Consider the following 22,269-nt stretch of genomic DNA (forward strand, 5'->3'; position numbering starts at 1 on the left):
CCGGGCGGGGAGAGCGCGATGATCGGCCTCCAGATCCTCGTCGACGGTTTCGCGATCTCGTCCCTCTACGCGCTCGGCGCGATGGGCTTCACCCTGATCTTCGGGGTCTCGGGCGTCCTCAACCTGACCCACGGCGCCCTGATGGTCATGGCCGCGGTGGCGGCCTGGGCGGCCTCGGCGCTGTTCGGGCTCGGCTCCTACGCGGGCGCGGTGATCGGCATCCTGTGCGGGCTCGCGGGCGCACTCGTCACCTACTTCGCGGTGGTCGCGCCGATCGAGCGCAGCCGGGCCATCCCGCGGGAGGAGAAGGAGATCTTCGTGCTCACGGGGACGCTGCTCTGGGGGATCATGATCCAGGAGCTGGTGGCCTACTTCTTCACCGATAACCCGAAGACCGTGCTGCCGATCGTCGAGGGCGTCTTCGAGATCGCCGGGGTGCGGACGCCGAGGAACCAGGTCTTCACCGCGGTGATCTGCTGGGTGGTGATCGGCCTGCTCTGGCTGTTCGTGAACCGGGCGCGGGCCGGCAAGGTCCTGCTCGCCGCCTCCATGAATCCGCGGGGCGTCACGCTGCTCGGCCACGACATGGGCAAGATCTACGTGGCGGTCTGGGCGATCTACGGCCTGCTCGCCGGCACCGCCGGGGTGCTGCTCGGGATGTTCCTCGGGGTGTCGTCGTACTCGGTGGGGCCGCTCACCGCGAGCGCCTTCTCGATCGTGGTGCTCGGGGGCCTCGGGAGCGTCACCGGCTCGCTGATCGCCGCCTACGTGGTGGGCTACCTCGAGACCGCCACCGCCTACCTGATCTCGCCGGCCTACCGGGTGATCCCGGCGCTGCTCCTGCTGGTCGCCGTCATGTACCTGCGCCCGCAAGGTCTGCTGGGGCGGCGGTGATGGTTCTTTTTGCACCCCGGGTGTCCAGCCCGCGCCCTCATCCTGAGGTGCGGCGAAGCCGCCTCGAAGGAGCCCTCCAGCCGGCCGCGCGATCCCTTGAGGCCTCCTTCGAGGCCGCTGGCGCGGCACCTCAGGATGAGGGGCGTGGGTGGGAAAGGCCTCTGCGCCGAACGAGCCGGATCGCTGCCGTGTGCGAGGCCAATCCATGAAGCTCCTCACCACCCCCGGCTTCTGGATCGCGATCCTCGCCGTCCTGGCCGCCGCCACCCTGCCCTGGTGGGTCTCCGGCTACATCCTCGGCCTCCTGACCATCGCCTACTATTTCGGCGTGTTCTCCATGGCCTGGGACCTGCTCTTCGGCTTCGCCGGCGAGGTGAATTTCGGACCGACCTTCCTGATCGGCCTCGGGGCCTACGGCGCCGGCATCCTCAACAACCGCTACGAACTGCCGATCCCCTACTGCCTCGCGGCCGGGACCGTACTCGCCGTGGTCGGCGGCCTTGCCCTGGCGCTGCCGGCGCTGAAGGTCCGCGGCCCCTATTTCGGGCTGATCACCCTGGTGGCGGTCCTGCTCCTGCAGAACATGATCGTGGTCTTCTCCGGCCTCACCGGCGGCGAGATCGGCCTGACCGTGCCCGACGTCATCTCGATCGACGCCGACACCAATTACTGGCTGGCGCTGGGCTTCATGGCGGTCTCGGGCCTGATCCTCACCGCCATCGCCCGCTCGCCCGCCGGGCTGATCCTCCAGGCCGCCGGCCAGGACCCGGTGGTGACCGGGGCGCTCGGCTTCAACGTCGCCAAGCACAAGCTCGCGGCCTTCGCGGTCAGCGCCGCCTTCTCGGGCCTCGCGGGCGGGCTGGTGGTCTTCTACATGGGCACCGCCTCGGTCGGCACGCTGATCAACACGTCGGTGGGCGTGCAGGTGATCATCGCGGCGGTGCTCGGCGGACGGCGCACCATCGTGGGCGCGGCGCTCGGCGCCGTGTTCCTGATCGCGGCGGGCGAGCTGCTGCGGCCGCTCGGCGGGCTCTCGACCTTCGTGGTCTCGGCGGTGGCGCTGCTGGTGATCCTGTTCGTGCCCTCGGGGCTGCTCGGCCTCGGATCGCTCCGGAGAGCCCGATGACCGTCGCCGTCGCGCCCCCGCCGACCGTGTCCCCCGTCCTGGCCGAGCCCTGCCTCTCCGTGCGCGGCCTGACCAAGCGCTACGGCGGCCTCGTCGCCGTCAAGAACATCGACCTCGACCTGCGCCCGGGCGAGATCCTCGGGCTGATCGGCCCCAACGGCTCGGGCAAGTCCACCGTGATGAAGCTGATCATGGGGCTGGAGCGGCCGAGCGCCGGCTCGATCCGCCTCGACGGCACGGAGATCGGCGGCATGCCGGCCCACCGGGTCGCCCGCTCCGGGATCGGCCTCGTGTTCCAGCACGCGCGGCCGCTCCAGCGGCAGACCGTGCTGGAGAATATCAGCCTCGCGCTCCTGCCCGACAGCCTGATCCGGCTGGCGGCCGATCCCCACGTGGCGCGGCGCGCGAGGGAGATCGCCGAGCGCGTCGGCCTCGGCGCGGTCGTCGACCGGCGCCCCGGCACCCTTCCCTTCGCGGATCTCCGCCGGCTGGAGCTCGCCAAGGCCATCGCCCGCGACCCCCGGGTGGTGCTGGTCGACGAGCCCTTCGCGGGCCTGACCGGCGGCGAGGTCGCGGCCTTCTCCGAGCTGATCCGCGGCTTCCGCGACGAGGGCAAGGCCGTGCTCCTCGTCGACCACAACGTGAAGAGCGTCGCGGCCATCGTCGACCGGGTGTTCGCGATGTATCTCGGCGAGCGCATCGCCGAGGGCTCGGCCGAGTCGGTGATGGCCGACCCGACCGTGCGCCGGGTCTATCTCGGCGGCAGCATCGAGACGGCGGCCCGGCCCGAGGCGGCGTTCAAGCCCGACTCGCTGCTCACCGTCGAGGGCGTCGACGTGCTCTACGGCAAGGCGCAGGCCCTGCGCGCCGCCTCGATCCACGTCCACGAGGGTGAGTTCGTCTCGGTGGTCGGCCTGAACGGCGCCGGCAAGACCACGCTGTTCAACGCCATCTCGGGCCTCGTGCCGCACACGGGCACGATCCGGTTCGACGGCCGGGATCTCTCCCGGATGAAGCCCGCCGCCATCGCCCGGGCCGGCATCGTCCAGGTGCCCGAGACCCGGGAGCTGTTCGGCGACCTCAGCGTGCGCGAGAATCTCGACCTCGGCGGCCAGCATTTCCCGAAGGCCGAGAGCGCCAGGCAGCGCGACTGGCTCTACGAGCTGTTCCCGATCCTCAAGGACCGCGAGTCGCAGAGCGCCCGCACCCTGTCGGGCGGCGAGCAGCAGATGCTGACCATCGCCCGGGCGCTGATGATGCGCCCGCGCCTCCTGATCCTCGACGAGCCGACGCTCGGCCTCGCCCCGGTGATCCTGGAGCTGCTGTCGAAGGCGCTGGAGAAGCTGCGGCAGACCACGCCGATCACGGTGCTGCTCGGCGAGCAGAACGTCACCTTCGCACTCCCCCACGCCGACCGGGTCTACGTGCTGGAACAGGCGCGGATCGTCTGGGAAGGCCCGCCGCAGCGCTTCGCCAGCGAGATGGGATCGGCCTATCTGTGAGCGGCGGCGTGATGTGGGTCGATCGAGCGCCACGTTCGATTCGGGTCGGAGCGCGGGTCCCCTCTCCCGTGCGGGAGAGGGACAGGGTGAGGGATCAGGTCTGTCCAGAGAGGGCTCGACCTGACTGCGCGACAAGGGCGGGCTCGATCCTGTGGCTTCTCGTCCCTCACCCCAACCCTCTCCCGCACGGGAGAGGGGGCGCGTCGCGCCGTGGGTGAAGGCAATGGGAAGGCGGGCAGCCCGCGCACGCAAGCTCGGTGCGCTCGCCCGGCAGAGAAACCCTAGGGAGCGGACAAAGTGGACTTCACCCTCTCCCAATCCCAGACCCACTGGCTGACCCGCGTGCGCGCCTTCATCGCCAACGCGATCCTGCCGGCCGCCGCCGCGGTGGCGGCCGAGCGCGCGCAGAGCCGCGAACCCTCCCCCACGATGGAGCGGCTGAAGGAGAAGGCACGTGCCGAGGGCCTGTGGAACCTGTTCCTGCCGCCCTCCGCCGAGCACGACACCGACGCCTATCGCGGCGCCGGCCTGACCAACCTCGACTACGCGCTGTGCGCCGAAGAGATGGGCCGGGTCGGGATCGCCTCGGAGGTGTTCAACTGCGCGGCGCCCGACACCGGCAACATGGAGGTGCTGCACCGCTACGGCACCGCGGCCCAGAAGGACCGGTGGCTGAAGCCCCTGATGGCGGGTGAGATCCGCTCGGCCTTCCTGATGACCGAGCCGGAGGTCGCCTCCTCGGACGCCACCAACATCAGCACGTCGATCCGCCGAGACGGCGACCACTACGTCGTCGACGGCCGCAAATGGTGGTCGACCGGCGTCGGCGACCCGCGCTGCAAGATCGCGATCCTGATGGGCAAGACCGACCCGGAGGCCCCGCGTCACCGCCAGCAATCGCAGATCCTCGTTCCCATGGACACGCCCGGGGTTCGCGTCGAGCGCCTGCTCCCGGTCTTCGGCTACGAGGACGCCCCCAAGGGCCACGGCGAGGTGGTGCTGGAGGAGGTCCGGGTCCCGGCCGGGAACCTGATCCTCGGCGAGGGGCGCGGCTTCGAGATCGCGCAGGGGCGCCTGGGTCCGGGCCGCATCCACCACTGCATGCGCACCATCGGGGCCGCCGAGGTCGCGCTGGAGGCCATGGCGCGCCGTCTCGTCTCCCGGGTCGCCTTCGGCAAGCGGATCAGCGAGCAGTCGGTCTGGGAGCAGCGGGTCGCGGAGGCGCGGATCGACATCGAGATGACCCGCCTCCTCTGCCTGAAGGCGGCCGACATGATGGACAAGGTCGGCAACAAGGGCGCCAAGCTCGAGATCGCCATGATCAAGGTGGCGGCGCCCCGGGTGGCGCTGAAGGTGATCGACGACGCCATCCAGGCCCATGGCGGGGCCGGCGTCTCGGAGGATTTCGGGCTCGCCAGGATGTACGCCCATATCCGCACCCTGCGGCTCGCCGACGGGCCGGACGAGGTGCACAACCGGTCGATCGCCCGGCTGGAATTCGGGCGCTACACCAACAGAAGCGAGGCGGAGCGCGCATGAGCGACGCCGACATCTTCTCCGGCGTGAAGCCGATCGAGCCGCGCCACCGGATCGACGAGGCGCGGCTCGCCGCCTGGATGGAAGCGCATGTGCGCGGCTACGCCGGACCGCTCACCGTGCAGCAGTTCCGCGGTGGCCAGTCGAACCCGACCTACCGGCTCGACACGCCGGGCCAGGCCTACGTGCTGCGGCGCAAGCCCTTCGGCCCGCTCCTGCCCTCGGCCCACGCGGTGGAGCGCGAGTTCCGGGTGATCGGCGCCCTCTACGGCGAGGGGTTCCCGGTGCCGCGCCCCTTCGCGCTGTGCGAGGATCCCGACATCATCGGCGCTGCCTTCTACGTGATGGAGGCGGTGGACGGCGCCGTGCACTGGGACGGGGCGTTGCCCGGCCTCGATCCCCACGCCCGCCACCGGCACTATGCCGGCATGATCGCGACGCTCGCTCGGCTCCACGCCATCGACCCGGAGGCTGCGGGGCTCTCCGATTACGGCCGGCCCGGCAACTACTTCGCCCGGCAGGTCGACCGCTGGACCCGCCAGTACCGCGCCGCCGAGGACGGGCGCCTGGAGGATGTCGAGCGACTGATCGCGTGGCTGCCCCGGACGGTGCCGGAGCAGCAGGGCGCCTGCGTGGTCCACGGCGATTACCGTCTCGACAACCTGATCTTCTCCCGCGACGGCGGCGTCAGCGCGGTGCTCGACTGGGAGCTGTCGACCCTCGGCGATCCGCTGGCCGATTTCAGCTACCTGCTGATGCAGTGGGCACTGCCGGCCGACGGGCGCAGCGGGCTCGGCGGCCTCGACCTGACGGCTCTGGGCATCCCCACCCGGGACGAGGCGGTGGCGCTCTACTGCCGGGCTGCGAACCGGAAAAACCTGCCCGACCTCGACTGGTACTTCGCCTACAACCTGTTCCGGCTGGTCGGCATCCTCCAGGGCGTGGCGGCCCGCGCCAAGGCCGGCAATGCCGCGAGCGAGCACGCCGCCGCCATGGCGGCGCGCGTGCCGAAGCTCGCCGAAGCGGCCTGGCGCTTCGCCGAACGGGCGGGGGCCTGAAGATGGAGCTGTCCGGCCGCGTCGCCGCCGTCACCGGGGCCGCGAGGGGCATCGGCCGGGCGCTCGCGGTCGCGGCCAGGGCCCGGGGCGCGACGGTCGTGGCCCTCGACCGGGACGGGGCCGGGGCGCAGGCCGTGGCGGCGGAACTCGGCGGGCGGGCCTTCGCGCTCGACGTGGGCGACGCCGAAGCGGTCAGTGCGATCCTGGCGCGCATCGAGGCCGAGACCGGGCCGATCGCGCTCTACTGTTCCAACGCGGGCATTTGGAGCGCGACCCCGATCCGGATCTGGCCACCTCCGCCGACCCGGAGAGCTGGGCGCGCGCCTTCGCGGTGAACGTGATGGGTCACGTCCACGCCGCGCGGGTGCTGGTCCCGCTCTGGCGCGCCCGCGGCGATGGCGCGTTCCTCGGAACGGTCTCGGCGGCCGGGCTCTTGAGCCAGATCGGCAGCGCCACCTACGGGGCGACGAAGCACGCGGCGCTCGCCTTCCTGGAGCATCTCGCGATCGCCCACGCCGAGGACGGGATCCGGGTCGCGGCCCTGTGCCCGCAGGGCGTCGACACCGCCATGCTGGGGGAAGCCAGCGCCGCGTCGCGCGACGGCGTGCTGGCGCCGGAGGCCGTGGCCGAGGCCGCGTTCGACGGGCTGGCGGCGGGGCGTTTCCTGATCCTACCGCATCCGCAGGTGGCCGAGTACGCCCGCCGCCGGGCCGAGGACCCCGAGCGCTGGCTCACCGGCATGGCGCGACTGCGCCGCTCGATGCGGGTGGGGGCGTGAGGATGGGCGGCGTCCGGCGACAGCGTCCGCGGCCGGATGCGGCGCGGGTGCCCTCTCCCGCACGGGAGAGGGGGCGCGTCGCGACCTTCCTATCCTGTGGAACGAGGATCGAAGCCGTTCGCCGCTTCATCCAGCGCGGAGCCGTGCCATGTCGCTGTTCGATCTGACCGGCAAGACCGCCCTCATCACCGGCTCGTCGCGGGGCATCGGACGGGCGATCGCCCTGCGGATGGCCGAGCACGGCGCCCGGGTGGTGATCTCGTCGCGCAAGCGCGAGGCCTGCGAGGCGGTCGTGGCCGAGATCGAGGCCGCGCACGGCGCCGGCCGCGCCGTGGCGATTCCGGCCAGCATCTCGGTGAAGGCGGAGCTGGAATCCCTCGTGGCCGAGACCGAGAGCCGGCTCGGCCCGGTTGACGTGCTGGTCTGCAACGCCGCCAGCAATCCCTATTACGGGCCGCTCGCCGGCATCTCCGACGCGCAGTTCCGAAAAATCCTCGAGAACAACGTCCTGTCGAACCACTGGCTGATCCAGATGGTCGCCCCCGGCATGGTGGTGCGGCGGGACGGCGCGATCGTGATCGTCTCCTCGATCGGGGCGCTCAAGGGCTCGCCGGTGATCGGCGCCTACAACGTCTCGAAGGCCGCCGACCTCCAGCTCGCCCGCAACTACGCGGTGGAGTACGGGCCCGCCAACGTGCGGGTGAACTGCCTGTGCCCGGGGCTGATCCGCACCGATTTCGCCCGGGCCCTGTGGGAGGATCCCGAGATGCTCGCCGCCACCACGGACGCCGCGCCGCTCCGCCGGATCGGCGAGCCCGACGAGATCGCGGGCGCGGCCGTGTTCCTGGCCTCGGCGGCCGGCCGGTTCGTGACCGGCCAAGCGCTCGTGATCGATGGCGGCGTGACCATCGCCCGATGAGCCCCGATCCCCGCATCCCCGCCGGCTGGCCGGCCCTGACGTTCCGCGAGGCCGAGGCGCGGCTCACCGCCTCAGGTGGGCCCTTCGCCATCGCCACGGTGCCGATCCGGGGTGTGCCGACCCGGATCTGGGAGAAGGCACCGCCGACGCTGGGCGACCTGTTCCGGATCGCCCGGGGGCACGGGGACAAGACCTTCGTGGTCTACCAGGACGAGCGCGTGACCTTCACGGGCTTCGCCCGCGCCGCCACCGCCCTGGCGCGGGCTCTGGTCGAGGCCGGCGTGCGCAAGGGCGACCGGGTCGCCATCGCGCAGCGCAACCTGCCCGAATGGCCGGTGAGCTATTTCGGCGCGCTGCTCGCCGGCGCCATCGCCACGCCGCTCAACGCGTGGTGGACCGGGCCCGAACTCGCCTACGGCCTGCAGCATTCCGGGGCGCGGGTGCTGATCGCCGACGGCGAGCGCTTCGACCGGATCGCCCCGCACCTGCGCGAATGCCCGGCCCTGGAGCGGGTCCTCACCACCCGGACCGCGCCGGACCTCCGGGCGACGCCGCTCACCGACATCGTCGGCCGGGTCCACGACTGGGGCGCCCTCCCCGACCTGCCCACGCCGGACGTCGCCCTCGACCCGGAGGACGACGCGACCCTGTTCTACACCTCCGGCACCACCGGCAAGCCGAAGGGCGCGGTCGGCACCCACCGGGCGGCCGCTACCACGGTGATGGCCTACCCCTACTCGGCGGCGCGCAGCGCCCTGCGCCGGGGCGAGGCGCCGCCGAAGCCCGACCCGGCCGCGCCGCAGCGGGCGGCGCTGCTGGTAATCCCGCTGTTCCACGTCACCGGCTGCCACGCGAGCCTGGGGGCGGCCCTCTACGGCGGCCACCGGCTGGTGATGATGCACCGCTGGGACGCCGCCGCGGCCCTCGACCTGATCGAGCGGGAGGGCTGCACCAGCGCGGGCGGCGTGCCGACCATCGCGTGGCAGCTCGCCAGCGCGGCCCGGGAGGCCGGCCGGCCGCTGCCGACCCTCGAGGGCGTCACCTACGGCGGCGCCCCGGCCGCCGGCGACCTCGTGCGGGCGCTGGGCGAGGCCCTGCCGCGGGTCGTCCCGGGCACCGGCTGGGGCATGACCGAGACCTCGGCGACCTTCACCCACCACCAGGGCGAGGATTACCTCGCCCACCCGGAATCCTGCGGACCGCCCCTGCCGGTCTGCGAGGTGCGGATCCTCGATCCCCTCGGGCAGGATCTGCCGCCGGGCAGCGTCGGCGAGCTGTGCGTGAAGGGCCCGAACGTGGTCCGCGGCTACTGGGACGACCCGGCCGCCACCGCGGAGGTCCTCTCCGAGGGCTGGCTGCGCACCGGCGACCTCGCCCGCGCCGACGAGGAGGGCTTCCTGACCATCGTCGACCGGATCAAGGACATGCTGATCCGCGGCGGCGAGAACATCTACTGCTGCGAGGTCGAGAACGCCCTTTACGCGCACCCGGACGTGATCGACGCCGTGGTGCTGCCGGTGCCCCACCCGACGCTGGGCGAGGAGCCCGGCGCCATCGTGGTGCTGGCCGAGGGCGCCGAGACCGACCCGGAGGCGATCCGCGCCTTCGCGGCCGAGCGGCTCGCGGCGTTCAAGGTGCCGGTGCGGATCGAGATCTGGGACGGGCTCCTGCCCCGCAATCCCGCCGGGAAGATCCTGCGGGCGCCCCTGCGGGCGGTGTTCGCGGCGGGCTCAGCTCAGAACGGCTCGCCCTCGTCGTCCGGGCGATAGACCCGCAGGGTCCGGCCGTCGGGGAACTGCACCGTCCGGCGGTGGACCACGACGTAGCCGGCGGCCTGGGCGCTGCTCAGGCGGTCGAGGCGGTCGTCGGTGTAGCCCTGGGTGTAGCCCTGGGCGTAACCCGGCTCGTAGCCGTAGCCCGGCCCGTAATTGTAGGCCCGGTAGCGGGCGTAGCCCTCCGGGGGCGGCGGCGCGGCGGCGACGGCCTGCGGGGCGGCCCGGACAGACCGGGCCGGCGCGGCGGCGACGCGGGCCCGGCGCGGCGCGGCGGCGATCCGCTTGGGCGCCACCGCCGCGCGCGCGGCCTTCCGCTCCGGCGCGCGCCGCACCGCCACGGCCTTCCGCCGGGCGGTGGCCGGCCGTGTCTCGGTCGCGGCGGCCGGCGTCCCGGTTGGAGTCGCGGCGGACGGTGCCGGCGGGGCGGCCTTCGTGTCCGTGGCCGGCGCCTTCGGGGACCCGGCCTTGTGGGCCGGCGGATCCGTCCATGTCGTGGCGACGGATTCGGCGGAGGCGCCGCCGATCCCGAGGACCAGCATGAGGGCGGCGAGGCTCGTTCGCGCACCGTGCGGCATGGCGCCCTCCTGTCATCGCGGGGTTTCGGACAGATCCGCGGAGCAGCGCGACAATAGATCGAACCGCTGCGCAGGGGAATCGCGTCGCTGCATTTCCACCAGGATCGCCGAAACACGTTTAATACGGATGACGCTCGGCGCCGGACGCGGCCGAGCCGTCCGACGACCGGTCGCGGGGTACGGCGCGCGACGTGCCCAGCGCCGTCCCCCGCGACGTCCCCCGCGACGTGCCCCGCGACGAGAGCCCGCGGAACCCGCGGCGCCGCGCGCGGTTGCCCCGCCATGTCCGCCCCTGCCGATGCGTCCTCCGGCCCCCCGCCCGGCCTGCGGGTGAGCGTCGATCTCAACCTGTGCCAGGCCTATGCCCAGTGCTGCTACGCGGCGCCGCGGCACTTCCGCATCGAGGGGCACGAGGCCCTGTTCTACGATCCCGCCCCCGCCGCGCGGGACAGGGACGACATCGAGCGGGCGCGCGTCGCCTGCCCGGTCCAGGCGATCCGGGTCGAGGATCCGGAGCGGGGCGCCTGATGGCGCGCGATTCCGAGCGCGTCCTGATCGTCGGCGCCGGCCTCGCGGCCCTGCGCGGGGCCGAGGCCCTGCGCGAAGCGGGCTTCTCCGGCCCGCTGACGATCGTCGGCGACGAGCCGCACCGGCCCTACGACCGGCCGCCGCTCTCGAAGCACGTCCTCACCGGCGCGATCCCCGCGGATGCCACGACCCTGCCGGGGGTCGGCGCCCTCGCGGCGGAGTGGCAGCTCGGCAGCGCGGCGCGGCGCCTCGACCGGCAGGCGCGCACGGTCGGCCTCGCGGACGGGCGGATCCTCCCCTACGACCGCCTGCTCATCGCCACCGGCACCCGCGCCCGGCCCTGGGCGAACCCGCACGAGGGCCGCCTCGCCGGCGTCTTCACCCTGCGCGGGCGGGACGACGCCGCCGCCCTGCGGCGGGCGCTGGCCGCCGGCCCCGACCACGTGCTGGTGATCGGCGCCGGCTTCATCGGCTGCGAGGTCGCGAGCCTGTGCCGGCAGCTCGACCTCCCTGTCACCCTGGTCGAGCCCGGCCTGACGCCGCTGGCCCGCATCCTCGGCAGCACCGTCGGGGCGTTCATTGGCGCGATCCACGAGGGCCACGGGGTCGCGCTGCGCTGCGGCCGCGAGGTCGAGTGGCTGGAGGGTCGGGACGGCCGGCTGGTGCGCGCCCACTTGGTCGACGGCAGCAGCCTCGCGGCCGACGTCGCCGTCATCGCCCTGGGGGCCGTGCGCAACACCGAGTGGCTCGACGGGTCCGGCCTGTCGGCGGATCCGGGCGGGGTCGATTGCGACGCGCGCGGCCACGTCCTCGATACCGAGGGCCGGCCCGACCCGCACATCGCCGCCGCCGGCGACGTGGCGCGCTTTCCCCACCCCCTCTACGACGGCCGGCGCGTCGCCCTGGAGCACTGGAGCCACGCGGTGGCGCAGGGCGTCCATGCCGGCCGTCTGCTCGCCGGCGCGGAGCCTGAAGTCCCTTACGGCGCCCTGCCGACCTTCTGGTCGACGCAGGGCGACCTCGTGGTGAAATCCGTCGGCCTGACCGAGGGCGCCGACGCGGTGGCGATCACACAGGGCGATCCGGCGGCCGGCCGCTTCGTCGCCACCTACGGCCGCGACGGGCGCTGCATCGCGGCGGTCGCGGTGGATTCCGCCCGCTGGCTGCCGGCCCATGCCGAGCTCGTGGAGGCTCGCGCGCCGTTCCCGCCCGAGGACGCCGCGACCGACCGGCCGAAGCGCGTCACGGTCCACGAGCCGGGCTTTCCGTAACGCGTCGGGAAACGGAACCGGCCCATCGGGCGAAGCCTTTGTCGTTGCAGCATCTTTCCCGAGGGCCGGTGGCCGCCATCCGGGTCGATGCGTGAAGGAGACCGCATGCCCGACGCCACCCTCCTCGACCAAGTCAAGGACTTCGCCAACCGGCCGAACCCCTACCCGGTCTACGCGAAGCTGCGGGAGAATCCCGTCTCGCGCCAGGACGACGGCACCGAGGCGGGCACCTGGGTGGCGGCGACCCACGGCACCATCGCGCGCCTGCTGCAGGACCCGCGGGTCAGCTCCGAGACCCTGCCCCCGGCCGACCGGCCGCGCACCGGCAATCCCCTCACCGACCTGATCGTCAAGCCGCTCAAGGACTGGATGATGGACCGGCACCGGGTCTTCATCTTCCGCGACCCGCCGGACCACGACGCCCTGCGCTCGGCGGTGATGCACCAGTTCTCCCGCGAGCGCGTCCAGGCGATGCGCGCCCGCTCCGACCGGCTGGTGGCCGACCTGCTCAACGAGAAGTGCGGTGCCCGGGAGATCGACGCAGTCGACGACCTCGCCTACCCGCTGCCCGTGACGGTGATCTGCGAGCTGTTCGGCGTGCCCCGAGAGGACGAGCCGAAATTCCACGGCTGGGCGACGCAGCTCGCCACCGCGCTGGAGCCCGACAGCCTGTCCGACCCCGAGATCCGCGCCGCGAACAGCCGGACCTTCGACGCGATCGGCGGCTACATGGGCGACCTGATCAGGGAGAAGCGCAGGCACCCGCAGGACGACATGCTGTCGGGCCTCGCCAACCACGCCACCCCGGCCGGCGTGAAGATGGGCGATTACGACCTGATCGCCACCTCGATCCTGATGCTGGTCGCCGGGCACGAGACCACCGTGAACCTGATCACCAACGGCCTGCTGACCCTGCTGCGGCATCCGGACGAGCTGGAGCGCCTGCGTCAGGACCCGCTCCGGGCCCCGCGGCTGATCGAGGAACTGCTCCGCTACGAGCCGCCGGTGCAGTTCCGGACGCGGCGGACGCTGTCGCCCATCGACATCGCCGGGGTCACGATCCCCGAGGGGGCCGATCTCGTGCTGCTGCTGGCCTCCGGCAACCGCGACGCGGCCGTCTTCCCCGATCCCGATCGGTTCGACCCGGACCGCAGCGGGATCCGCCATCTCGGCTTCGGCGGCGGCCTGCACTACTGCGTGGGCGCGCCGCTGGCCCGGTTCGAGGCCGAGGCGGCGCTCACCGCCCTCGCCCGCCGGCTGAAGGCGCCGCGCCTGGTCGAGGACCCGCCACCCTACCGGCCGGGCGCCGCCCTGCGCGGCCCGGAGCACCTGCGGGTGGCGATCGACGGGATCGCCTGAGCCGCGGGCGGACCGGACGGCCAACCCGAGCATCGATGAGACCGCCGACGCGACGAAGACGAAAGTCCGTCGCCGTAAAGTTGTTTGCCTCGCTAAAGTCGCGATCGTCCGGCCTGGTTACGCTGGAGACGGAACCGGCGGGTTGAGACGATGGCTCAGGGGTTTGCGCGCGCTGCATCGCTGGCGCGCACGGTGGGGACCACGGTGCGCAACCTCGCCCTCGGGCGCGACGACGTCCCGCCCCTCGCGCCCCACCTGCCGCCCGCGCCGTCCCACACGGTCGACGCCGACATTCCGGTCGATATCGGCTGCATCAAGGTGTTCCGGGCCGAGAGCTTCCCGGAATCCGGGCCGAGCCCCTGGCTCGATCAGCCCGACGCCCTCGACATCGTCGCGCGCCGCGTCGCGCGCCGGGAGATCACGCCCCGGCAGGCCGAGATCTGCCGGTCCTGGGTGGAGCACGGCTACTACGTCCTGCGCGGCGCGATCGATCCCGACACGATCGACGAGGTCTGGGCCGCCTACGAGGCCGCGATCGCCGGCGGCGACCTGACCCTCGCCCCCGAGAAGGCGGCGCCGGACGATCCCCATCCGGGCCGCTACCTCAACCCGCACCTGAAGGTCGAGGCGATCGACCGGCTGCTGAAGCACCCCGTGCTGATGAACTTCAGCAGCATGGTGCTGGGCCGCCCCGCGATCCCGTTCCAGACCATCGCGTCCCACAAGGGCAGCCAGCAATCCGAGCACTCGGACTCGATCCACATGACGACCTACCCGCTCGGCTACCTGGCCGCCTGCTGGGTCGCCATGGAGGACATCCACGCGGATGCGGGGCCGCTGGTCTACTATCCCGGCACCCACCGCCTGCCGTACCTGTTCAGCCACGACGTCGGCATCACCACGGACGAGTTCCGCGAGCGCGGCTACGGTGCCTATTCCGAGCGCTACGAACCGGCGATCAAGCAGGAGATCCGGGAGCACGGGGCGACGCCGGCCTACTTCACGGCGCGCAAGGGCGACGTGCTGTTCTGGCACGCGAACCTGCTGCACGGCGGTTCCGCGCGGGCCGACATGCAGCGCTCCCGCAAGGCCCTGGTGCACCACTACTTCGCGGAAGGCTGCATCTGCTACCACGACCTCTCGGCGACGACGTCGGCGGTGCACGGCCCCGTCGAGAGCCTGCCGACCTGCGGCGCGTCGAGCCCCGACATCGCGGTGCGCGAGCGGATCAGCCTGTAAGGGCGGGGTCGCCGGGCGGTCCGGCGACCCCGCCCTCAGGCGGCCTTCACGGCGGCCAGGAAGGTCGTGACCTCCTGGCCGAGGCTCGTCGAGTAGCGGGCCAGCTCCTGCGCGGCGCTGAGCACCTGGTCGGAGGCCGCGCCGGTCTCGCGGGCCGCCTGCCGGACGTCGGCGATGTCGGTGCTCACCGCCTGGGTGCCCTGCGCCGCCTGGGTGACGTTGCGGACGATCTCGCTCGTCGCCGCGCCCTGCTCCTCCATGGCGGCGGCCACGCTGAGCGCCACCGTGCGCATCTCGTCGATCGTGCCGCCGATCGTCCGCATCGACTCGACCGCCTGGCGGGTCTCGTTCTGGATGGCGGCGATCTGCGTCGCGATGGTCTCGGTCGCCCGGGCCGTCTGCGAGGCCAGCGCCTTCACCTCGCCCGCCACCACGGCGAAGCCCTTGCCGGCCTCGCCGGCGCGCGCGGCCTCGATGGTGGCGTTGAGGGCCAGCAGGTTGGTCTGCCCGGCGATCCCGGCGATCAGGCCCATCACCTCGCTGATCTGGTCCGTGCCGCGGGCGAGCACCTGCATCAGGGCGTTGGTCTGGGCCACGTCCGTGCCGGCCCGGTCGGCCATCGCGGAAGACTGGGCGACGCGGGACGCGATCTCGTTGATCGAGGCGGCCATCTCCTCGCTGGCCGCCGCCACGGTCTGCACGTTGCTGGAGGTCTGCTCGGAGGTCGCGGCGACGCGCACCGACTGGTCGGTGGTCCGCGCGGCGGTGCGCGTCATCTCCCGGGCCGTGGCCTCCATCTCCACCGCTGCCGCCGACAGGCCCTGCGTCAGCGCGCTGACCTGCGCGTCGAACCGGGCGGTGACCGTGTCGAGCATCTGGGCGCGGCGCATCTTCGCGTCGTTCTCCGCGAAGGCGGCCGCGTCGGCGGCGCGCTTGGCGATCAGGGCGTCCTTGAACACCTGGACGGCGCGCGCCATGGCGCCGACCTCGTCGCCGCGGCGCTGGTCGGCGACCGTCACCGCGAGGTCGCCGTCCGCGAGGCCGCGCATCGCCGCGGTCAGGCGGGTGATCGGGCGCGACAGGCCGTTGCCCACGAGCAGGAGCAGCGCCAGGATCGGCAGGGCGAGGCCGGCGGACCAGAGGCCGATGGTGATCGCGCGGTCGCGCACGGCCGCGTGGACGTCGTCCCGGTACAGGCCGGTGGCGACGATCCAGCCCCACGGCTTGAACATCTGCACGCTCGCGACCTTCTCCACCGGCACGGAGCCGCCGGGGCGCGGCTTCATGTAGTCGACGAAGCCGGAGCCGTCGCGCTTGGCGGTCTCGACCATCTCGGCGAAGTAGCGCTTGCCGCCGGGGACGTCGGTCTGGTCCACCACCTGCTTGCCGACGTTCTTGGCGTTGAAGGCGTTGGCGATCAGGTAGCCCCGGTCGTCGAGGACGAAGAAGTAGTCCTCGCTGCCGAAGCGCAGGGCGGTGATCGCCGCGAGCGCGGCCTTCTGCGCGTCGGCGACGGGCATCTGGCCTGTCCGGGCCTGCGCCTCGTAGTGGACGAGCAGGCTCTGCGCGACCTCGGTCAAGCGCTTGGTCATCAGCGCGCGGTCCTCGAGCGCCGAGCCGCGCATGTCGAGGAAGCTCAGGGCGCTGAGGGCGCCGATGGCCAGGAGCACCAGGGCCATCACGGCCGCGAGCTTGTGGCGAAGCCGGAGATCGGCGAGGCGCTGCCACGGCGCGGCACGGTCGGCGGGCGGGCGGCTGGTCTGCGTGGGGGTCATCCGAGCACCGGAAGAGGGGCCTGCGGCCGGCGGGGACTCGCCGTGGGCGCCGTACGGGCTCAACCTCGTGCATTCGGGTTAGTAAATCGCAAAGACCTGCGGCCGTTCGCCGGCAGTCAGTGGGCGAATATCGATGTCAAGTCATTGAATGCGGTACAGTCTACAGCTTTGCATGGATTAATATCGGGATCGGGCCGGGGCTTTTGAGGGCCCGCAGCTAGGCGCTCACGCTGTAGTGGATCGGCTTGAAGCTGCCGTTGTTCGACTGCAGGGCCGAGCAGGCGGTGAGCCCGATGATCAGGTCGGTCTCGGCCACGAACACGATCCGGTCCCCCGCCCGGCTGAGGGGCGGCGCCACGGAGAGCGCCCCGGTCGCGCCGTCGATCGGCACGTTCATGAAGCAGTTGAACGCCACCGGGATCGCGTCCGGCGCGATGCCGTAGGGTGCGAGCGCCGCCGCGAGGTTGCCGAAGCAGCCGCGATGCGGGTTCGCGTCGCCGTAGATGATGCGGAACGTGTCGGCCGAGCACGGCGTCAGCAGGAAATCGTGCCGGCCGACCGTATCCTCGAGGATCCGCAGCAGGATCTTCGAGCGGTTCGAGTAGAGCGGGTCGCCGGTGGTGAGGTAGATCCGGCTGGCGTAGTCGAGGGTCCGGCCCGACGAGATCACCTCTCCCGTATCGTGGCGGTTGAAGGCGAGGAGGTCGGCCACCTGCTCCCCGCACGGGTCGATCACCGTGAGGCGCTGGCCCCGGTCGAGGGTGAAGGCGACGCCGGAGCGCGGCGCGATCGTCTGCACGTCGGCCTGGCACAGGGTGGGTTGGCACATGGGGGTGGCTCGCTCCGTACTGGGGACCGGATCCGACCGGCTCAGGCGCCGCTGCCCGGCAGCCCGCAATCGAAGGGCAGGGCCGGCGGGTTCCAGTCCCGGGCCTCCGGGGCCGGTGCCGGCCGGCCCTTCATCGGGCAGCGCCAGTCCGCGTCGACCGCGCGGCCGCTGTACTGGCGCGCCTCCGAGGCCTCGCCGTGGCGCGCCAGCATCGGGTTCACGCTGCCGGCGAGGGCCTCGTCGCGCTCCAGGATCGCGGCGCGCAGCTTCTCGTAGCGTCCCTCCGCCCGCAACCGCTCGAACTGCGCGTGCAGGTTGAAGACCAGGACCGGCGACGAGAAGCGCCGCGCCGGCCGGCTCGCCTGCGGGTGCAGCCCGACGACGAAGAACGCCTCGCCGCCGAAGCTCAGGGAGAAGTGCGGGTTGTCGGGATCCTCGGCCACGCGGGCATCGTGGGGCTGGCCGAGCCAGGCGTCCTTGTCGGTCAGGGATTGCGCGCGCGCCCAGAGGTTGTGCTCGAACGCCTCCTCCGAGAGGTCGCTCGGCCCCTCGAACACGACCGCGAAGCTCTGGAACAGGTCGGGCTGCGCGCGGTACTGCGCCACGAAGGCGAGCAGCGCCGGGTAGATCCGCATGTCGTCCCAGCCCGAGGTGATGTCCCGGGCCACCACGATCCGCATCCGCCCGCGGGACAGGGCCGACTTGGCGCCCACGCAGGGGAAGGGCGGGTTCCGGATGAAGTCGCGGAAGGCCTCGGCACGGGGGTGCTCTCGGTCGTCGCGGGGGAGATGCATGCAGGGCCTGCCCGGTCTCTGCGCGGCCGGCCTCCACGCGAGGCGGCCGCTGTTCGGGACTCCGGGAACACCAACGGGAGGCCACTGTTCCGTCCTGCGACAGGTCGTCCGGGGGATAAGGTGAATCCGGCCGCGTGTGGCCAAGATCTGTGCGGATGGGTGGCCAATATTCCGTGGATCAGCGCCAGCGAATAAACATAGGTTAAGTCCGGAAAGACTCCCGGTGTCGGCGGTGTGCCGGCGCTGTGCTGCCGCGCGCGGCCTCTGCACTGGGCCGTCCCAGCGCGCGAGCGGCTCATCCCCGGCCGGCCCGCCGCGCCCGGTGCCGCGTCGCCGCCGCGGCCCCGAAGGCCTCGAACAGCGTGCGGTTGATCGGGTTGGTCGCCGGATCGTGCTCGGCGTGCCACTGGACGCCCAGCGCGAAGCCCGCCGCGTCGCGGACGCGGATCGCCTCGACCGTGTCATCCTCGGCGAGGCCCTCGATCACGATCCGGCCGCCCGGCTCCAAGATGCCCTGGCCGTGCAGGGAGTTCACTCGGATCGTCTCGCGCTCCAGGAGGCGGGCGAAGGCGCCCCCGGGCGTCAGCCGGACCTCGTGACGGTCGGCGAAGATCAATTCCAGGTCCGGGTGGATCTCGCCGTTCGCGAGGCGCGGCATGCGGTGGTTGAGCCGGCCCGGCAGATCGCGGATCTCCGGGTGCAGGCTGCCCCCGAAGGCGACGTTCATCTCCTGGAAGCCGCGGCAGATGCCGAACAGCGGCACGCCCCCCGCCACGCAGGCCTCGATCAGGGGCAGCGCCACGGCGTCGCGATCCTCGTCGTAGGGCTCGTGCGCCGCGCAGGGCTCCGTGTTGAAGCGCGCCGGATGGACGTTGGCGCGGCCCCCCGTGAGCAGGACGCCGTCCACGGTGTCGAGGAGGTCGCCGAGGTCGGTGACCGCCGGGACGGCGGCGAACATGAGCGGCAGGGCGCCGGCCACCGCGGCGACCGCCCGCATGTTGTTCTCGCCGACGATCTGCGCCGGGAAGCGGCTGTCGATCAGGCGCGCGTTGCCGATGACGCCGATCACGGGTCTCGCCATCGTTCCGGCCGCTCCTCGATCCTGCCCTGCCCGCCGCGGCAGGCTCTACGACCCACGCAAGGCCGGCGCCAGTCCCGTCCGGCTCACGGCGGCGACAGAACGCCCGCGTCCGAAGCCTCGGCGCGGAGCACCTCGGCCACGCGCTCCGGCGCCTCCTCGTGGGCGAGGTGGCCCAGCCCCCGGATCAGGCGGACGCGGGCGTCGGGCATGCGGTCGCGCAGGGCGAAGGCGGTGTCCGGCAGGATGGCCTTGTCGTCGCCGCCGACGATCAGCAGGGTCCGGGTGGCGAGGCCGGGCAGCGCCCGGTGCAGCCCGGCGAGATCCCAGTTCGCCATCATGCCCAGCGCCCCGCGGACATGGCCGGCCCGGGCGAAGAGCCGCCGGTAGAGGTCGACCCCCTCCGGGTCGAGGCGCGAGCCGGTCCCCTCGATCAGGCGCTTGGCCGCGGACCGGTCCGCCGTCCAGGCGAAGATCCGGGGGGTGAAGGGGTTGAGGAACAGGAGGCGCGCCATGCTGGGGAACAGCAGGTTCGCCGCCCCCGGCAGCGGCGCGAGAGCGCCGTTGAAGGCCGCCAGCAGCCGGGGCGCGATGGCGCCGTCGAGGCACATCCGCGCGAGGACGGCGGCGCCGGCCGAGTGGCCGGCCGCCAGGACCGGCGGCCGGCCGAGTGCCGCAACGAGGCCCGCCACGGCCCGGGCCATGCCGGGCAGCGACAGGTCGGCGTCGGGCAGCGGGTCCGTGAAGCCGTGGCCCGGCAGGTCCGGGGCGATCACGGAGAAGTCGCGCGCGAGGAGCGGCGCCAGCCCGCGCCACGAATGCGTGGCCGCCCCGGTCCCGTGCAGGAGCAGCAGCGTCGGGGCGTCCGGAGACCCGTATTCCTGGACGTGCCAGCGGAGGCCGGCCGCCTCCACGAAGCGGCTGGCCTCCCGATGGGGCCAGTCCCGGCCCTCCACGGCCCAGTCGGGCCGGTCCGCATCGAAGCCGGTCAGCATGCGCGCGTATCCTGCACTGCGGCATAGCCGGACGATCCGGGGGCGACGGCGGCGCTATCGTTCATAGCCGGAAGTATTTCGTAACACTGAACAATCCTATGCGGCGGCCGCATGCCACCGGTGAGCGGAGACCGATTGCTGCGCTGCAACAGCAACGGCATATCTCGGGCGAGCAAGAACAAGACGCGTCCACCAACTCCGGAGAAGGTCATGATCCTCTTCACCTCCTCGACCCAGAACATCGCCGCTCCGGTCTCCGGCGGCTGGAGCCTCAAGGCCATCGTCCGCGAGATGCTGAGCTCCTGGCTCGCCCACCACCAGCGCCTCGCCGACAGCGGCATCGGCGGCGACCTCTGACACCCTGTCGCGGGGGTGACGGGCGCGGCGCTCAGAGCGCCGCCCGCACCGCCGCGCTGAGCTGGCCGGCCTCGGCCCGGGGCAGCTTCAGGTAGCGGGCGCCCATCGCGTCCGCCACCGAACGGGCCTCGTCGCCCCGCGTGCCGGTATCGACCACGAGGGCCGGCAGCCCGGCCGCACGCAGGGCTCGGGCCGCCTGCAGGGCCTCCGCGCCCGCCCGGGCCCGTCCCCCCTCCCCCGACCGCGCGACGTTGGCGCGCCCGTCGGTCAGCAGCACGATCGCCGGCCGGCTGCCGCCGCGGCGCACGCCCAGAGCCACCGCGACCGCGGCGTCGATCCCCGCCGCGAGCGGCGTCCCGCCCCCGCCCGGCAGTCCCGAGAGCCCGCGCTTGGCCCGGGTGAGCGACCGGGTCGGCGGCAGGACAAGATCCGCGCCGGTGCCGCGGAACGCCACCAGCGCCACCCGGTCCCGCCGGACATAGGCCTCCGCCAGCAGCAGCTCGACCGCGCCCTTGGCCTCCGCCAGCCGCTCCAGGGCGGCCGAGCCCGAGGCGTCCACGCAGAACACCGTGGTGGTCTCGGTCCGCTGCTTGAGGATCCGGATCCGCAGATCGTCCCGCCGCACCACGATGCGGCGCGCCTCCCCCTCTACTCTGCGGACGGCCTGCCAGGGCGCCGCCGCCCGCAGGGTGGCGAGCAGGTCGAGCCGTCCCCGCCGCGGGTCGCCCCGCCGGCTGCCCACGGGGCGGCCGGTGCGGGCCGAGGCCGCCTGCCCGACCCGGCCGGCCTTCGCGGCCGGGAGACGCTGCGCGCCCGCCAGAAGCTGGTCGAGGAGGTTCGGCGGGATCGCGGCGCGCACCGCCTCCAGCACGACGTCGTCGGGTGCCTCTGCGGCCGGACCCGACGCCTCCTCCGCGTCGTTCGGCTCGGGCGGCTCCGCCGGCGCCTCCGCGGTCTCGGGGGCGGGCTGCTCCGGTGCGGGCAGGCGCGTCGCCCGCGGCGCCAGGACGAGGCGCCCGGCCGCCACGATCGCCCCCTGGCCGATCGGCCCGTCTCCCGCGAGGGCGCGCGCCACGCGCGCCGCCAGGATCGGGCCGCGCAGCGACGCGATCCCGAAGGCCTCGGCCAGGGCGCAGAGGCTCCCGACCGGGTCGGGCTCCGGCGCGCCCGGGGCGGGTTCCGGCTCGGCCGCCGCGGCGTCCGCGAGGCCGAGCCCGCTCAGGTCCAGCCGGAAGGCGAGGCGATCGGCCAGCGCCTCGGCGACCGTCTCGTCCGCCACGCCCTCGTCGAGGAGGATCAGGCCGAACCGGGCGCCGCGGTCCGAGACCGTGCCGGTGTCGAGGGCGGCGGCGAGCCGCGACGCGGTGCCCGGAGGCAGACGCTCGGCCATGGGGACGACGACGATCCCGCCATCGGCCTCCGCCAGCAGGCCGGCCCGCGCGACGGGGCGGCCCGCCGCCAGGGTCGCGGCGAGATCCAGGCCGCCGAGCAGGCCGTCGTCGCCGATGCCGGGCGGCAGGCGCCGCCAGGGCGTTCCCGGGGGCAGCGCCGCCCGCACGCTGTCGAGCCAGCGCTCGCGCACGGGCCCGGCGGGGGCCCGCAGCACCGCGCCGCCGAGCCCGTGCGGGTTCGCGGCGAGAAGCCGGGCGGCCAGGCGGGCATCGGCCCAGGCGCAGGTCGGTGTCCCTCCCTGCTCTGCGGGACGGCGATGTTCAGGCATCGGCTCGAGCGGGGCGCGACAGGGCCCCGCTCCCGAGCGGGTGCCGAGGGTCAGACACGTCCATCGGACCCCGACGCGGGCGACGGAGCGCGACCGGCCCCCTCTCCCGGGCGGGAGAGGGTCGGGGTGCGGGATGCGGAGTTCCAGGACTGAGCAGACGC

The 22,269-nt window shown here is 73.2% G+C and carries 19 protein-coding genes and 1 pseudogene; 13 read left to right on the top strand and 7 right to left on the bottom strand.

Features of this window, described 5'->3' with window-relative positions; all coding sequences use genetic code 11:
* Window positions 1–18 precede the first annotated feature (18 nt).
* The 8 genes and pseudogenes from C4T42_RS21895 (at window position 19) to C4T42_RS21930 (ending at window position 9,582) form a co-directional block, all read left to right on the top strand.
* Entirely contained in the window at window positions 19–894 is an 876-nt protein-coding gene (locus C4T42_RS21895) for a branched-chain amino acid ABC transporter permease (protein ID WP_020095281.1), read from the top strand.
* Window positions 895–1,099: 205 nt separating this feature from the next.
* A complete protein-coding gene (locus tag C4T42_RS21900) occupies window positions 1,100–2,020 on the top strand; it encodes a branched-chain amino acid ABC transporter permease (protein ID WP_020095280.1) in 921 nt (306 codons plus the stop codon).
* Window positions 2,017–3,522 (top strand): ATP-binding cassette domain-containing protein, encoded by a 1,506-nt coding sequence (locus C4T42_RS21905; protein ID WP_103985872.1) that lies wholly within the window; start codon window positions 2,017–2,019, stop codon window positions 3,520–3,522. Before C4T42_RS21900 ends, C4T42_RS21905 begins: the two co-directional genes overlap by 4 nt.
* A gap of 297 nt (window positions 3,523–3,819) precedes the next feature.
* Window positions 3,820–5,061 carry an acyl-CoA dehydrogenase family protein gene (locus tag C4T42_RS21910; protein WP_103985873.1) on the top strand — a complete coding sequence of 414 codons (1,242 nt, stop codon included), beginning with the start codon at window positions 3,820–3,822 and terminating at the stop codon, window positions 5,059–5,061.
* On the top strand, window positions 5,058–6,116 hold the full coding sequence (locus C4T42_RS21915) for a phosphotransferase family protein (RefSeq protein WP_042669644.1): 1,059 nt from the start codon (window positions 5,058–5,060) through the stop codon (window positions 6,114–6,116). The genes C4T42_RS21910 and C4T42_RS21915 overlap by 4 nt, the downstream gene beginning before the upstream one ends.
* Before the next feature lie 2 nt (window positions 6,117–6,118).
* Window positions 6,119–6,894: pseudogene (locus C4T42_RS21920) on the top strand (SDR family NAD(P)-dependent oxidoreductase).
* A 148-nt stretch (window positions 6,895–7,042) separates the two neighbouring features.
* Complete coding sequence (locus tag C4T42_RS21925; RefSeq protein WP_042669643.1) at window positions 7,043–7,813, top strand: SDR family oxidoreductase; 771 nt, start codon at window positions 7,043–7,045, stop codon at window positions 7,811–7,813.
* Complete coding sequence (locus C4T42_RS21930; protein ID WP_103985874.1) at window positions 7,810–9,582, top strand: class I adenylate-forming enzyme family protein; 1,773 nt, start codon at window positions 7,810–7,812, stop codon at window positions 9,580–9,582. The genes C4T42_RS21925 and C4T42_RS21930 overlap by 4 nt, the downstream gene beginning before the upstream one ends.
* Here the strand turns inward: C4T42_RS21930 and C4T42_RS21935 are convergent.
* On the bottom strand, window positions 9,549–10,163 hold the full coding sequence (locus C4T42_RS21935) for a hypothetical protein (protein ID WP_091926024.1): 615 nt from the start codon (window positions 10,161–10,163) through the stop codon (window positions 9,549–9,551). The two genes, C4T42_RS21930 and C4T42_RS21935, sit on opposite strands and share 34 nt — an antisense overlap.
* Before the next feature lie 282 nt (window positions 10,164–10,445).
* Here C4T42_RS21935 and C4T42_RS21940 point away from each other — a divergent pair, with 282 nt between their 5' ends.
* From C4T42_RS21940 to C4T42_RS21955, 4 genes are all read left to right on the top strand, one after another.
* A complete protein-coding gene (locus C4T42_RS21940; protein ID WP_020095273.1) occupies window positions 10,446–10,691 on the top strand; it encodes a ferredoxin in 246 nt (81 codons plus the stop codon).
* Window positions 10,691–11,962 (top strand): FAD-dependent oxidoreductase, encoded by a 1,272-nt coding sequence (locus tag C4T42_RS21945; protein ID WP_103985875.1) that lies wholly within the window; start codon window positions 10,691–10,693, stop codon window positions 11,960–11,962. The genes C4T42_RS21940 and C4T42_RS21945 overlap by 1 nt, the downstream gene beginning before the upstream one ends.
* Before the next feature lie 105 nt (window positions 11,963–12,067).
* Entirely contained in the window at window positions 12,068–13,321 is a 1,254-nt protein-coding gene (locus C4T42_RS21950; protein ID WP_020095271.1) for a cytochrome P450, read from the top strand.
* A 150-nt stretch (window positions 13,322–13,471) separates the two neighbouring features.
* Window positions 13,472–14,560, top strand: a complete 1,089-nt coding sequence (locus C4T42_RS21955) for a phytanoyl-CoA dioxygenase family protein (protein WP_043713080.1) — start codon at window positions 13,472–13,474, stop codon at window positions 14,558–14,560.
* A gap of 35 nt (window positions 14,561–14,595) precedes the next feature.
* On the opposite strand, the gene C4T42_RS21960 is transcribed toward C4T42_RS21955, so the two are convergent.
* The 5 genes from C4T42_RS21960 to bchO all read right to left on the bottom strand — a co-directional run bounded on the left by C4T42_RS21960 (window position 14,596) and on the right by bchO (window position 20,031).
* On the bottom strand, window positions 14,596–16,335 hold the full coding sequence (locus C4T42_RS21960) for a methyl-accepting chemotaxis protein (RefSeq protein WP_103985876.1): 1,740 nt from the start codon (window positions 16,333–16,335) through the stop codon (window positions 14,596–14,598).
* Between the two features lie 217 nt (window positions 16,336–16,552).
* Window positions 16,553–17,164, bottom strand: coding sequence for an urea carboxylase-associated family protein (locus C4T42_RS21965; protein ID WP_103985877.1), 612 nt, complete (start codon window positions 17,162–17,164; stop codon window positions 16,553–16,555).
* A gap of 41 nt (window positions 17,165–17,205) precedes the next feature.
* Window positions 17,206–17,958, bottom strand: coding sequence for a guanitoxin biosynthesis heme-dependent pre-guanitoxin N-hydroxylase GntA (gene gntA, locus C4T42_RS21970; RefSeq protein WP_103985878.1), 753 nt, complete (start codon window positions 17,956–17,958; stop codon window positions 17,206–17,208).
* 295 nt (window positions 17,959–18,253) lie between these two features.
* A complete protein-coding gene (locus C4T42_RS21975; protein WP_042672392.1) occupies window positions 18,254–19,039 on the bottom strand; it encodes a gamma-glutamyl-gamma-aminobutyrate hydrolase family protein in 786 nt (261 codons plus the stop codon).
* A gap of 83 nt (window positions 19,040–19,122) precedes the next feature.
* The gene (gene bchO, locus C4T42_RS21980) at window positions 19,123–20,031 is read right to left on the bottom strand and encodes an alpha/beta fold hydrolase BchO (RefSeq protein ID WP_091926015.1); all 909 of its coding nucleotides are present in this window, start codon (window positions 20,029–20,031) and stop codon (window positions 19,123–19,125) included.
* A 210-nt stretch (window positions 20,032–20,241) separates the two neighbouring features.
* On the opposite strand from bchO, the gene C4T42_RS32040 reads away from it, so the two are divergent.
* Complete coding sequence (locus tag C4T42_RS32040; RefSeq protein ID WP_020095264.1) at window positions 20,242–20,388, top strand: hypothetical protein; 147 nt, start codon at window positions 20,242–20,244, stop codon at window positions 20,386–20,388.
* A gap of 31 nt (window positions 20,389–20,419) precedes the next feature.
* On the opposite strand, the gene C4T42_RS21985 is transcribed toward C4T42_RS32040, so the two are convergent.
* A complete protein-coding gene (locus tag C4T42_RS21985) occupies window positions 20,420–22,108 on the bottom strand; it encodes a magnesium chelatase subunit D (protein WP_103985879.1) in 1,689 nt (562 codons plus the stop codon).
* Window positions 22,109–22,269: the final 161 nt, after the last annotated feature.

It is taken from the genome of Methylobacterium sp. 190mf, assembly GCF_900107945.1.
In the GTDB taxonomy this organism is placed as follows: Bacteria; Pseudomonadota; Alphaproteobacteria; order Rhizobiales; family Beijerinckiaceae; genus Methylobacterium.